The sequence below is a fragment of the Streptomyces sp. NBC_01408 genome (assembly GCF_026340255.1).
Classification (GTDB): Bacteria; Actinomycetota; Actinomycetes; order Streptomycetales; family Streptomycetaceae; genus Streptomyces.
In genome coordinates, this window is the sequence record NZ_JAPEPJ010000001.1 from 295387 (window position 1) to 308352 (window position 12966).

At 71.1% G+C, this 12966-nt stretch carries 13 protein-coding genes; 5 read left to right on the top strand and 8 right to left on the bottom strand.

The window, feature by feature from the left end; all coding sequences use genetic code 11:
* Nucleotide 1: 1 nt before the first annotated feature.
* The gene (locus OG447_RS01290; protein WP_266934317.1) at nt 2-910 is read right to left on the bottom strand and encodes a DUF4097 family beta strand repeat-containing protein; all 909 of its coding nucleotides are present in this window, start codon (nt 908-910) and stop codon (nt 2-4) included.
* A gap of 651 nt (nt 911-1561) precedes the next feature.
* Nucleotides 1562-2533: a LysR family transcriptional regulator gene (locus OG447_RS01295; RefSeq protein WP_266934318.1), complete on the bottom strand. Its 972-nt coding sequence runs from the start codon at nt 2531-2533 to the stop codon at nt 1562-1564.
* Between the two features lie 207 nt (nt 2534-2740).
* Between OG447_RS01295 and snpA the strand changes: the two genes are divergently transcribed.
* A complete protein-coding gene (gene snpA / locus OG447_RS01300) occupies nt 2741-3400 on the top strand; it encodes a snapalysin (protein WP_266934319.1) in 660 nt (219 codons plus the stop codon).
* Nucleotides 3401-3670: 270 nt separating this feature from the next.
* Here snpA and OG447_RS01305 read toward each other — a convergent pair whose 3' ends face one another.
* From OG447_RS01305 to OG447_RS01320, 4 genes are all read right to left on the bottom strand, one after another.
* Nucleotides 3671-4255 carry a dihydrofolate reductase family protein gene (locus OG447_RS01305; RefSeq protein ID WP_266934320.1) on the bottom strand — a complete coding sequence of 195 codons (585 nt, stop codon included), beginning with the start codon at nt 4253-4255 and terminating at the stop codon, nt 3671-3673.
* Nucleotides 4256-4370: 115 nt separating this feature from the next.
* Nucleotides 4371-4964 carry a GNAT family N-acetyltransferase gene (locus tag OG447_RS01310; RefSeq protein WP_266934321.1) on the bottom strand — a complete coding sequence of 198 codons (594 nt, stop codon included), beginning with the start codon at nt 4962-4964 and terminating at the stop codon, nt 4371-4373.
* Between the two features lie 130 nt (nt 4965-5094).
* Nucleotides 5095-6144 carry a family 2 encapsulin nanocompartment cargo protein polyprenyl transferase gene (locus OG447_RS01315; RefSeq protein ID WP_266934322.1) on the bottom strand — a complete coding sequence of 350 codons (1050 nt, stop codon included), beginning with the start codon at nt 6142-6144 and terminating at the stop codon, nt 5095-5097.
* A gap of 47 nt (nt 6145-6191) precedes the next feature.
* Nucleotides 6192-7598 carry a family 2B encapsulin nanocompartment shell protein gene (locus OG447_RS01320; RefSeq protein ID WP_266934323.1) on the bottom strand — a complete coding sequence of 469 codons (1407 nt, stop codon included), beginning with the start codon at nt 7596-7598 and terminating at the stop codon, nt 6192-6194.
* A 259-nt stretch (nt 7599-7857) separates the two neighbouring features.
* On the opposite strand from OG447_RS01320, the gene OG447_RS01325 reads away from it, so the two are divergent.
* The 3 genes from OG447_RS01325 (at nt 7858) to OG447_RS01335 (ending at nt 10414) form a co-directional block, all read left to right on the top strand.
* On the top strand, nt 7858-8316 hold the full coding sequence (locus tag OG447_RS01325) for an Rrf2 family transcriptional regulator (RefSeq protein WP_266934324.1): 459 nt from the start codon (nt 7858-7860) through the stop codon (nt 8314-8316).
* 167 nt (nt 8317-8483) lie between these two features.
* A complete protein-coding gene (locus tag OG447_RS01330; RefSeq protein ID WP_266934325.1) occupies nt 8484-9680 on the top strand; it encodes a globin domain-containing protein in 1197 nt (398 codons plus the stop codon).
* 143 nt (nt 9681-9823) lie between these two features.
* Entirely contained in the window at nt 9824-10414 is a 591-nt protein-coding gene (locus OG447_RS01335) for an N-acetylmuramoyl-L-alanine amidase (protein ID WP_266934326.1), read from the top strand.
* A 136-nt stretch (nt 10415-10550) separates the two neighbouring features.
* On the opposite strand, the gene OG447_RS01340 is transcribed toward OG447_RS01335, so the two are convergent.
* Nucleotides 10551-11135 (bottom strand): XRE family transcriptional regulator, encoded by a 585-nt coding sequence (locus tag OG447_RS01340; protein WP_266938700.1) that lies wholly within the window; start codon nt 11133-11135, stop codon nt 10551-10553.
* 444 nt (nt 11136-11579) lie between these two features.
* On the opposite strand from OG447_RS01340, the gene OG447_RS01345 reads away from it, so the two are divergent.
* Nucleotides 11580-12233, top strand: a complete 654-nt coding sequence (locus tag OG447_RS01345; protein ID WP_266934327.1) for a hypothetical protein — start codon at nt 11580-11582, stop codon at nt 12231-12233.
* A gap of 261 nt (nt 12234-12494) precedes the next feature.
* Here OG447_RS01345 and OG447_RS01350 read toward each other — a convergent pair whose 3' ends face one another.
* On the bottom strand, nt 12495-12965 hold the full coding sequence (locus tag OG447_RS01350) for an NUDIX domain-containing protein (RefSeq protein WP_266934328.1): 471 nt from the start codon (nt 12963-12965) through the stop codon (nt 12495-12497).
* Nucleotide 12966 lies beyond the last annotated feature (1 nt).

The window sequence follows — 12966 nt, forward strand, 5'->3', positions numbered from 1 at the left end:
GTCAGATCACCTTCTTGTCGAGCGTCAGGGGGGTGTCCACGGCCGGGCGGCGCAGCAGCGCGATCGCCCCCGAGACGGTGGTGGCCCGCAGGGTTCCGGTGCCGGAACCGAGCGTGCCGGTGATCCGCTTGGCCCCCAGCTTGCCGGAGACCCGCAGGTCCTCGAAGGCGTTGGAGACGCCGCCGGTGGCCGTGTTGGCCTCCACGCGGGCGTCGGCCGGGTGCGGCAGCCGGATGGCGACCTGGCCGGAGATGGAGTTCAGCGCGATGTCCACCGGCCGCGCGGCGTCCGGGTCGAGGTCCAGGTCGATGAGCATGTCCCCGCTGACCGAGTCGGCCCGTACGCTCACCCCCGCGCCGTCGACCACCGTCAGACCGCCGGACACCGAGTGGAAGCCGAGGTCGCCGGTCACGGACTGGGCCTCGACGCTGCCCGACACGGTGTGCGCCTTGACCCTGCCGGAGAGCGCGACCAGGGTGGCCTCGCCGGAGACCCCGTTGACGTCGGTGCCGCCGGAGATGCCGGACACGAAGGACGTGGCGTCGACCGCGGCCACGTGGACGCGGGTGGCGGCCGGGACGGTGAGGGTCACCGCCGCGCTGCGCTCCCAGGCCTTGCGCCCCGAGGCGGAGCCGGACCAGGCCTTCCACGGCTTGGCCTCGAGCCACTGCTTGAAGCCCTGGGTGCCGTTCCAGGGCAGGTCCTCGTAGGACACGGTGAGGGTGCCGCCCTCCTGCACCACGTGCAGGGGTGGTCCGTCGACCGCGGTCACCTCCAGGCGGGCCGGGCCGTCCTCGGCGGCGACGACATTCACCGCGCCGCTCACGAGGCGGACCCGGAGCTCGGTCACCGGCTCCTCGAAGGTGAGCTTCTGCGGTTCGGCGACCGACCACGTCATCTGCTCTGCCATGGTGCTGATCCTCCTCGTGCGTTCACGGACCGGGTCTCGACGCACGCAACATATCGCGTCTTCTCGATAACACGATATATCGCGGCTGGGTGAAGTCAACCTGCTGCCCTACGGGCGGCTCGGCGGTGTCCGGCTCGGCTGCGCCGGGGCCTGGCCCTGCCCGGGCCTCTGGGGCTCCGCCCCAGACCCCGCGCCTCAAACGCCGGCGAGGCTGGATTTGGCCCTGGCTGCGCCGGAGCCTGGTCGGTGGGGTCGGAGCGCGGGGCCGCTCCGGGCTGTCTCCTCGGCTCGCGCACTGAGCCTGACCTGACGCCATCGGCCCAGGTTGCGCGCTCGTCCTGCGGGGACAACCCTGCGCGTCCCCACTCCCCTCCGCCACGGCTTCCGCTTCCGGAGCCTGGGCGTGGGGCGGGGTCGCGCAGGAGAGTCCCCGCAGGACGAGCGCGCAACCCAGGCCGGGCATGCGTAGCCGGGGCTAAGTGCGCGAGCCGAGGAGACGCTCCGGAGCGGCACCGACCCACACCCCGCCAAGCCCCCGCCAGGGCCAAGGCCAAACCCAGCCCCGCCGGCGATTGAGGCGCGGGGTCTGGGGCGGAGCCCCAGGGGCCGGGCGCAGCCGAGCCGGACACCGCTGAGCCCGGCCGCAGGCCGTCAGGCCGCCGCGACCTCGGCCTCGGCCTCCGGCGACGGCTCCGGCTTCAGCAGCGGGCTCGCATGGTGGAGGAGCCAGGCCCGGTACAACGGCGTGCGCAGCGCGGCCTCGCGGTAGGCGGCGCGGAGGTCCCGGTAGACCTCCGCGTGCGCGCCCGGCCGGGTCGCCAGCAGCAGGCGAACGGCCAGCGGGTCACCCGACAGCGGCCGGATGGCCATGTCGTCCCGCGGCCCGGAGGTCGGCTGGCAGGGCGCCACCGCCTCGCCCGAGACGATCAGCGAGGTCGCGGTGTGGTAGTCGGCGTGCAGTACGGGCGGGTCGAGCCCGGCCCCGGCGAAGATCCGCCGCAGGCCGTCCCATTCGCCGTCCACCGAGGGGTCCACGGTCCACCGGTCGGCGGCGAGGTCCTGTAACTCCACCACCGGCCGCCGGGCCGCCGGATGGTCCCGGGTCATCGACACGAACTGCGGTTCGCGTTCCATCAGCACGTGGAGCTGCAGCCCGGCGGGCACCCGTAGCGGGCTGCCCTCCACCTCGTGCACGAACGCCACGTCCAGCTGCCCCGAATCCACCATCCTCAGCAGGGCGTTGGCCGAAACGTCCACGACCAGAGAGGTCTCGGTGTCCGGCAACCGCCGGTGCAGTCTGCGCAGCCAGCCTGGTAACGCCCGGCTGGCCGTGGACCCGATGCGCAGCCGTGGCCCCTGGGCCAGCGCCCGGGCTTCCGCGACCAGCGCGGCCATCTCGGCGAGCAGCGGGCGGGCCCGGCCCAGCACGGTGCGGCCGAACGGAGTGGGGCGGCAGCCGGTGCGCTCACGCAGGAACAGCTCGCCGTCCAGGGCCCGTTCGATCCGGCGCAGCTGGGTCGTCAGGGAGGGCTGGCTCACGCCGAGCTGCCGGGCCGCCTTGTGCAGGCTGCCGGCATCAGCGATGGCGCACAGTGCGCGCAGGTGCCTCACCTCGAGCTCCATGTCCCGAGAGTAGGGGGGTCCAGGTGGACCGCACCAGCCACTTATAGCCCCCCGAATCCCGCCATTCTCTTCCTAGTTGGCCATCCGAAAACTCCCCGATAGCCCTGCGTTATCGGTGGCTGACATCATCCGCCCGGCCCATTCGCTCCCGCAGACTCCGGTACCGAACGACCCACCCCCCGCACCGGATGAGTAGGAGCCCCCCACATGCGCCACTCCCGTAAGGCCGTGCTGGCCGCCACGATCGGCCTCGGCCTGGCCACCGCGCTCGGCGCCGTCCCCAGCGCCAGCGCCGCGACCGCCCCCGTATCCGGCAACGCCGCGAGCTATGCGGCGTACGAGCGCTCGCAGGAGAACGAGGCCGCCAACCGCGCGTTCTTCGACGCCGTGCAGCGCTCGGTGACCGAGCAGCGCGCCGCCAACCCGGGCGTCCTGGCCGTGACGGTCACGTACAACACCCGCAACGCGCCGAGCTTCCGCACCCAGATAGCCCGCTCCACGCAGATCTGGAACAGCTCGGTGAGCAACGTCAAGCTGCAGGAGGTCTCCTCCGGCGGCAACTTCTCGTACCGCGAGGGCAATGACTCACGTGGTTCGTACGCGAGCACGGACGGGCACGGCCGGGGTTACATCTTCCTGGACTACCGGCAGAACCAGCAGTACAACTCCACCCGGGTGACCTCGCACGAGACCGGCCACGTGCTGGGTCTGCCGGACCACTACTCGGGCCCGTGCAGCGAGCTGATGTCGGGCGGCGGCCCGGGCACCTCGTGCCAGAACGCCACACCTAACAGCGCCGAGCGGGCGCGCGTCAACCAGCTGTGGGCCAACGGCCTCGTCGCCTCCGGCATGGGGACGAAGGGCTAACCCGCTTCGGGTACGTACCGGGGGCAGTCCGGGTTCCGGCAGGAACCCGCCACCCACTCCGGAATGAAGATCCCGAGGGACTTGCGCCGTTTGACCAAGGTGTCGACGGGGCTCCCGCAGGCCGGGCACGTCCGCTGTGCGTGCCCGGCCCGTGGGGCGACCGTCTCGTGCGCTCGCTGCTCGTGTTCACCGGCCATACCTACACGGTAGGCCGGTTTCGCGGGTTCGGCGGGCTGTCGGGGCCGACCGGGTGCCGGGGGCCCTGCGGGGTCAGCGCTTGACCGCGTACGAGGTGATGACCTGGCCGCCGCCGAGGACGGTGCAGCCGGTCAGCTCCAGCGGGCGCACCCCGAAGCCCGCGCGGGACATCGGCATGCCGGTCCCCACGACGACCGGATACGTCTTGACGATGTACTCGTCGATCTCGTCGGCCAGCTGGCCCGCGAGGTCGGCGCCGCCGCACAGCCAGATGTCGAGCCCGTCCTGCGCCTTGAGCTCGCGGACCTTGGCGACGAGGTCCCCGGAGATCAGCCGGACCTGCGGGTCGGGCGCGACCGTGAGGGAGCGCGAGACGACGTACTGCTCGCGCATGTGGCCGTAGGGGCTGGTCATGCCCTGCCTGAGGCCCGGCTCGTAGGTGCCGCGCCCCATGATCACGGTGTCGAAGCGCTTCGGGGCGGCGTCCTCGATGCCGAGCTGCGTCCGGCCCATTCCGGAGACCGTCTCCGGGTACTCGGCCGTGAGGTGGCCGATGAACTCCGCGTCGAGGTAGGTGTAGATGAAGTCGGCATCGCCGTCCGGGGCTCCGATGAACCCGTCGACCGTGGTGGCGATGAAGTACGTGAGCTTGCGCAAGCGGTCCTCTTCCGATCGGTAGTGCCACCGCACCGGGGCACGCCAGTCAAAGTACTGCGCGTGAAGTACTTTGCCAAGCCCCTTTTTCTCCGGTCCCATGACGCACCCGTGTGGTTCACCCCTGCGGCTTGCGCCACATCGGCCACATCAGCGGTCCCTCCGGAAGCCGCACCGCCGCGCCCGTGAACTCCCAGCCGAGGCGCTCGTACAGCCGCTTGCTCCGCTCACTGCTCGCCTCCAGGTACGCCGGTACGCCGTCCCGGTCGCAGCGCTCCAGCACCGGCCGCATCAGCTCGGTGCCCAGGCCCTCGCCCTGCCGGCCCGGAGCCACCGCGATCATCAGCAGGTACTCGTGCTCCTCCGCCGTCGGATGCACCGCGCCCGTGAGCCGGCCGACCAGCTCGCAGCGCTCGTTGTCCGGGTCGGCCACCGCCCGCATCTTCGCCGGGATCTCGTCCTCGCCCTCCGGTTCGCCCGCCGGGATCCGCAGCCACAGCGCGGCCGCCGAGCCGTCCGCCGCGTAGTCGATCCGGCCCTCCGCGAGGGCGACGTCCACGAAGACGCCGAGGAACCTGCCGTGCACGGCGGCGCGGTGCTCCGGGTCCGGGAAGACCCAGCTGCTCACCGGGTCGGTGCGGAAGGCCTCGTCGAGCAACCGCGCCACCGCGTCCCGGTCCGACTGATCCGCCTGACGTATCTCCAGTGCCACTGGCCACACCCTTCACTCGCGTGTCAACAACCTTGAGCGATCCTAGAGTTGGGCCCGGAAACGGCGTAAGGCCCGTTCCGGCACCATGCGGTACCGGAACGGGCCTCAGGCCTTCAGCCGCGCGCTTCCCTCACCTCGTGCGGCGCGTCACGAACTCGGCCAGGGCCAGCAGTCCGCCCGCCGCCCCGAGGTCCGGTACGGCCCGGGACAGCTGCTGCACCGCCCGGCCCATCCGGTCCGCGGCGTGGGCCTGCGCCCAGTCCCGCCCGCCCGCCCGGTCCACCGCGTCGGCCGCCTCGGCCACCTCCGCCCCGGTCATGGGGCCCGCGTACAGGGCGGCCAGCTCCTCCCCGGCCGCCGTACCCGAGGTGAGGGCGGCCACGACCGGGAGGGACTTCTTGCGGGCGAGCAGATCGGCCCCGGCGGGCTTGCCGGTGTGCCCCGGATCCCCCCAGATGCCGATCAGGTCGTCGATCAGCTGGAAGGCCAGTCCGGCCTCCCGGCCGAAGGCGTCCATCGCGTCGACCTCGTCCGGCCCCGCCCCCGCGTACAGCGCGCCCAGTGCGCACGCGCAGCCCAGGAGGGCGCCCGTCTTGGCCGTGGCCATGGTCAGGCACTCGTCGAGCGAGACGTGCGCGCGCTGCTCGAACGCGCAGTCCGCCTGCTGGCCCGCGCACAGCTCGACGACGCAGGCCGCGAGCCGGGCCGCGGCCGCCCCCGAGGCCGGATGCGGGTCCTGCGCGAGGACCCGCAGGGCGAGCGCCATCATGGCGTCGCCGGTGATGATCGCGTCCGGTATCCCGAACACGGTCCAGGCGGTGGCGCGGCCGCGCCGCCGGGCGTCCTTGTCGATGACGTCGTCGTGCAGCAGCGTGAAGTTGTGCGCCAGCTCCACCGCGACGGCTGCCCGTACGGCCTCCTCGGCGCCGCCCGCCGGCCCCCGCAGGGCCTGGGCGGCCGCGAGCACCAGGGCGGGCCGGACGGCCTTCCCGGCGTGGCCCGCGGCGGGGGAACCGTCCGCGTGTTCCCAGCCGAAGTGGTACATCGCCACGCGTCGCATCGCCCCGGGCAGGCTCTCGACGGTCCGGCGCAGTTCCGGGGTAACCGTTTCTCTGGTTCGTTCCAGCAGGGCAGCCGCCTCCTGGCCCTCGCCGGTCGTGATCGCCTCGGTGGTCGCCATGGCGTGTCCGTGTCCCTCGTGGTCCCGGTATCCCCCGGCCTGCCGCCTCAGCGCCAGCGGCCGATCTGGACGTTCTCCAGGACGCCGAGGGCGTCCGGCACCAGCACCGCGGTGGAGAAGTAGGCGGTGACCAGGTAGGAGATGATCGCCTGCTCGCTGATCCCCATGAAGCGGACCGACGTGCTCGGTTCGATCTCGTCCGGGATGCCGGGCTGGTGCAGGCCGATCACGCCCTGTTCCTCCTCGCCGGTGCGCATGCACAGGATGGAGGTGGTGCGGGCGTCGCTGATCGGGATCTTATTGCTCGGGAAGATCGGCACTCCGCGCCAGGCGGGCACCCGGTTGCCGCCGATGTCCACCGACTCCGGGTACAGCCCGCGCCGGTTGCACTCGCGGCCGAAGGCGGCGATGGCCTTGGGGTGCGCGAGGAAGAACTTGGAGCCGCGCCGCATGCTGAGCAGCTGGTCCATGTCGTCGGGGCTGGGCGCGCCGTCGTGGGACTGGATGCGCTGGTCGTAATCGGCGTTGTGGAGCAGTCCGAAGTCGCGGTTGTTGAGCATCTCGTGCTCCTGGCGCTCGCGCAGCGCCTCGACCGTGAGCCGCAACTGCTGCTCGGTCTGGTTCATCGGCTGGTTGTACAGGTCGGCGACGCGCGTGTGCACCCGCAGGACCGTTTGTGCAATGGAGAGTTCGTACTCGCGCGGGCGCGCCTCGTAGTCCACGAAGGTGCCCGGGAGCACGGCCTCGCCCTCGTGGCCGGCGGAGAGCTCGATCGCGGCCTCGCCGTACTTGTTGGTGCGCTGGGCGGGCAGCGTCCGGACGCGCTCCACGTGCTCGCGCAGCGATTCGACGCGGTCGGCGAGCAGCTGGAAGTCCAGGCGCGTCAGGACGAGCGCGGTGCCGGAGGTGGCGGCGCGGGCGGTGTACTCCCAGATGGCCTCTTCGTCGACGAGGGAGTCCTCGCCGAAGTAGGCGCCGTCCGCGACGGTCCTCAGGACGGCGTCCTCGCCGTAGGCGCCGGGGCCGACCTGGTCGATGCGGCCGTGGGCGAGCAGGAACACCTGGTCGGAGGCGCTGCCGAAGGAGGTCAGCTCCTGGCCCGCCCCGAAGTCGACCTGCCGGCACCGCTGGGCGAGTTCGCCGAGCACGTCGAGGTCCTCGTACCCGCGCAGCAGCGGGAGCTCGCCCAGCTCGGCCGGGATCACCTGGACCTGGGTGCCGGTCTTGATGAACTCCACGCGCCCGTCTCCGACGGAGTAGCTCAGCCGGCGGTTGACACGGTAGGTGCCACCCTGGACCGAGACCCACGGGAGCATCTTCAGGAGCCACCGCGAGGTGATTTCCTGCATCTGCGGCGCGGACTTGGTCGTGGTTGCCAAGTTCCGTGCCGCCGACGTACCGAGACTGCGTTGCGGTGTCTGGACCTCGGATTCGGAACCTGCCTGGACCGACATGTATTTCCCTTTCGATCACTCCATGGATCTGCGAGATGCACCCTTCCAGTACGCAACGTGGTGGGACCATTACACAAAAGGGTGGGACTACTCCCTCCGGGGGTGGGGCACCCTTTCGGGTTCCCTCCCACATCACGCGCCCCTGGAACCCCACCGCTTTCGGCCACGCCGCCTCCCGCTCCCCCTGTGACCTGACATGCAGCCCGGTCTGTCCGGCTTTTAATTTGCACGGGAGATGCCAGTTTCCTACGCTGGCCCCATGCGGCTCACCCGATTCACCGACCTGGCACTGCGCGTCCTGATGCGCCTGGCCGTCACGGACGCCGGCGAGACGTCGCTCCCGACGACCCGCGACGTCGCGGCGGGCATGGCGGTCCCGTACACCCACACGGCCAAGGCGGTCGCCCGGCTGCAGCACCTCGGCCTGGTCGAGGCGCGGCGCGGCCGCGGCGGCGGGCTCGCGCTGACGGCCGCGGGGCGGGCCGCCTCGGTGGGCGGTTTGGTCCGCGAACTGGAGGGAGCCGGCGATGTCGTGGAGTGCGAGGGCAGCACCCCGTGCCCGCTGCGCGGCGCCTGCGTCCTGCGCGGCGCGCTGCGCAGGGCCCAGGAGGCCTTCTTCGCCTCACTGGACCCGCTGACGGTGAACGACCTGGTGGCGACCCCCACCGGGCCGCTGCTGGTGAGCCTTTCGGGCAGCGTTCCAGGAGCCGCCGAATGACCCCTGCCATCCGGGTCGGATGGCCGGTTTCCGCCCGCGTTCCACCCCCCTGAGCCGGAACCCGAGGGGACCTTCGCACAAACGTCCGCTCTATCGGCGGACCCCCCTTTTCGGCTCAAATATGCATCTCACATACCACTTCTGAACACCCACACAAGGAGTCCTGCATGCTTTCCGAGACGTCGACGGCGACCGTACGCGCCACCTTGCCCGCCGTCGGAGCCGCGATCGGCGAGATCACCGAGCTCTTTTACCACAAGCTGTTCGCCGCCCACCCCGAGCTGATCCGCGACCTGTTCAACCGAGGCAACCAGAACGCGGGCCTCCAGAAGCAGGCCCTCGCCGGCTCCATCGCGGCCTTCGCCACGCACCTCGTGGCCCACCCGGACCAGCGCCCCGACGTGATGCTGAACCGCATCGCCCACAAGCACGCCTCGCTCGGCGTCACGCGCGAGCAGTACACGGTCGTCCACGAGCACCTCTTCGCGGCCATCGTGGAGATCCTCGGCGAGGCCGTCACCCCCGAGGTCGCCGCGGCCTGGGACGAGGTCTACTGGCTGATGGCGAACGCCCTCACCGCCATCGAGGAGCGCCTCTACGCCGAGCGGCAGGTCATCGCGGGCGACGTCTGGCGCGAGTGGACGGTCGCCGCCCGCACCGAGGAGACGGCGGACTGCACCACCTTCCACCTCGCCCCGGCGGACGGCTCCCCGGCCCCCGCGCACCTGCCCGGCCAGTACGTCTCCGTCCAGGTCGAACTGGCCGACGGCGCCCGGCAGATACGCCAGTACAGCCTCTCCAGCGCCCCCGGCTCCCCGGTCCGCGCGATCACCGTCAAGCGGGTGCACGGCCCGGCGGCGGGCGGCCCCGACGGCGAGGTCTCCCACCACCTCCACACCCACGTCCGCACCGGCGACACCCTGCGCGTCTCCGTCCCGTACGGCGACCTGGTCCTCCGGGACTCCACCGCCCCGGTCCTGCTCGCCTCGGCCGGCATCGGCTGCACCCCCATGCTCTCGATGCTGGAGCACCTCGCCGACAGCGGGCACGCCGCCCCGGTGACCGTCCTGCACGCCGACCGCTCCCCCGCGGACCACCCCCTGCGCGGCGACCACCGCGCCCTCACCCACAAGCTGGCCGACGCCTCGGCCCGCTTCTGGTACGAGGAGGCGGCGGAGCCGGGCGACGGCGAGGGCCGGCTCGACCTCGCGGCCGTCCCGGTCCCGGCCGGCACCCAGGCCTATCTCTGCGGCCCGCTCCCCTTCATGCGCTCCGTCCGCGAACAGCTGCTCGCCAAGGGCGTGCCCGCCGCGGACATCCACTACGAGGTCTTCGGCCCCGACCTGTGGCTGGCCTCGGCCTGAGCCGCGCGTGCGGGGCGGATGTCCGGATCGGCTCGCTCGGCGTACGAATGCACTAGCGACGGAAGGGCCACCTCCATTACACCGGAGGGTAATGAGACGCACACACAGGGTGTCCGTCACACACCGCAACGAAGGAGGCGGCCATGGCCGCACCCATGTCCGCGGACCGGTTCATCAAGGCATTGCGGGACGAGGGCCTGACCGTCGTCGAGGTCGGCGCGTGGCGCACCCACAACCGCAACCACAAGGGCCCCTGGGGCCCGGTGCACGGGGTGATGATCCACCACACCGTCAGCAACGGCACCTCGTTCACGGTCGGGCTCTGCCGCAAGGGTGACTCGGCCCTGCCGGGCCCGCTGTGCCACGGCGTGATCACCAAGGACGGCCGGGTCCACCTGGTCGGCTACGGCCGCGCCAACCACGCGGGCTCCGGCGACGCCGACGTCCTGCGGGCGGTGATCGCCGAGAAGCGGCTCCCGCCGGACGACCGCGCGGACGCCGACGGCAACCGCCACTTCTACGGCTTCGAGTGCGAGAACCTCGGCGACGGCGAGGACCCGTGGCCGGCGGTCCAGCTCGACGCGATGGCCCGCGCGGCGGCGGCCGTCTGCCGGGTCCACGGCTGGACGGCCCGCTCGGTCATCGGCCACCTCGAATGGCAGCCGGGCAAGATCGACCCGAAGGGCTTCACGATGGACTCGATGCGCGCCCGCGTCACCGAGCGCCTGAAGTAGCCCACTGCGCCGCGGGGGCCCACCAGGGCCCCCGCGTCCCGGGCAACGGATGCCTGCGCACGGTCACCCGAGGTACGGCGCGGGTCGGCGCAGCGCTTCGAGTCCGGCCGGTGCCACGAACCGCAGTTCCTTGCTCTCACGCTCCGGCGACAGGAGTCGCCCGTTCCCACAGCTCCTCGGCGTGCTCCGCGAAGCGGTCGAACATCCCGCGGTCGCCCTGCCTGCGCAGGTGCAGCATCGGGGAGTCGTGCCCGATGACGCGGGCCAGATGCGGCGTCACCAGCGCCTCACGGTCGAACCGGAAGACGCTGAGCCCGACGTGGTTCACAGCGTCGGAGGGTGCGCTGAACCGCGCCTCCAGGTTGTCGAGCGGGCCGAGCCGGGCCAGGTGCTCCAGGGTGATCCTGATCCGCGTGGAGACGGTGAGTGCGGCCGCCTCGATCACCTCGCGCTGCCGCGTGACCTCCCCCTCCGGATCCCCCATGAGGAACCGCACCCGGCAGCCGCTCGCGGCCTTCCGACGGACGATGCCCGCGAAATCGGGGACCTGGGTCCAGAAGAAGTAGCTCGTGTACCCCGCGAGGAACATGTCCGTAGTGCTGTCCTCGGCCAGCCTGGACCACACGGTGGACGGGCAGGCGGACCGGTACGGGTACGCGTGTACCAGCTCGCGGTCACTGCCGACCTTGACTCGGGTGGTGACTGCCTCCGGCCAGATCATGTGTTCGTCCACTCCCAACACCCGGCACGTGTCGTGCCGGTTTCGCGCGTGCGGCGTGAGCGCCTCGTCCGCGATCCAGCGTTCCACGCTCTTCACCGTCACGCCCACCCGGGCTGCCAACTGCCGGGGATTCACGTGGGCTTGGTCCGTAGCAATACGCAGGGCCGTGTTCAAGGCCTCCCCCGGGGACGTTTGGGCTTTCTCGCAGCGTACTGACGGACTTCTCAGCCGTCCCGGCAATGGAGCGGATACGTCCCGAAGGGTGGCCGACCATCGCACCAAGCGGCAGCGACAGCGACAGCGACAGCGACAGCGACAGCGACAGCGACAGGCAGGGTAGAGATGTTGTTGTTGCTATGCCTGGCTCAGAACTAATCGTCATTCCGTCACTTCGCACTGGGCCCACCTGCGGCCCCGCGTAGGCCCACGGCGACAATGGCGGGCATGGCAGCCACCTCCCCCGCCTCCCGACTGATCGCCGCTGCTGCCCGAAGGCGGCTGCGCCCCCTTGGTCTCCACCAACAGGGACGATCCCGAATCTGGATCGACGACCACGGCTGGTGGCTAGGCATCGTGGAGTTCCCGTCGCCGCGCTGGAGCCAGGGCAGTGGGCTGACGGTCGGGGCCATGTGGCTCTGGCAGGACTTCGACCACCTGGCGTTCGACTTCGCGGAGCAGGTACGGCCTACGGACCACTTCCGCAACGAGGAACAGTTCACCGCCGTGGCACACACGCTCGCCTGCGAAGCCGAGCGACAGGTCGAAGGGCTCAGGACTCGGTTCGCCGATCTCGACCGGGTAGCCGAGTGCCTGCTACGACGCGCCGACCGAACCGGTTATCTCTGGGAGAGCTTCAACGCCGGTGTGGCTGCTGCCCTGACTGGACAGACAGAAGCGGCCAGTCAGCGGTTTCGCGCCGTACTGACCGAGGACCCAATGGCCGAGTGGGTGCGGGACGCACAGCGCGTGGCACGTCATCTGTCCGGCATCGCTGCTGACACGGCAGCCGTCCGAGAGTGGGCACGGATCGCTGTCGCTTCATGCCGGACGAAGCTGACTCTCGCAGAACCTGCAACAGCCGCGAGTACCCCGATCTAGCACCGCCGGCCAGGCCGGTTCAGCAGACGGTCCACTCACCTATCGCCTGTGTCATCCGGAGAAGATCACTGCAACCGGCAGATGACAGCGACCTGTCTGGCTCGCATGCTCCCTCTTGCACCGAATCAGGTCATCAAGCCGGATACGGCGGTCAAGTACGGCCATGAAGTCCGGGCCGTCCATGGCGACGTGCACCACGCCATCCGAGAACGGGCCCCGCAAGGGCCCCTGAACCCCTGGCAAGTGGCTGTCAGTGCATGGTTAGCCGAGGTACGGCGCGGGACGGTGGTCCAAGAAGTGTTGGAGGCGCAGGCGTTGGGTGTTGTGCATGGGCAGCGCGTCGAGGTCTGCCGGTGCCACGAACCGCAGTTCCGTGCTCTCGTCGGAAAGGGCCAGCTCCCCGCCGGTGATGCGGGCTGTGAAGCAGACGTTGAACTGTCGCCTGACCTCGCCGTCGCTGTACGCGATGACGTGCCGGGGGTCCGTGTACGTACCGACCAGTCCCGTGATCTCCACATCGAGGCCGGTCTCCTCCTTGACCTCGCGGACGGCCGTGCCGGGCAGCGAGTCACCCAGGTCCATCCCTCCGCCGGGCAGCGCCCACAGGTCGTTGTCCCGGCGCCGTTGCAGCAGGATGCGGCCCTCTCCGTCGGTGACCACCGCCGAGGCGGCCACGACCAAGCTGTTCGGCTCGGGCGCGTGAGGATCGTCGTAGTACTCGGTCCGGGCCATC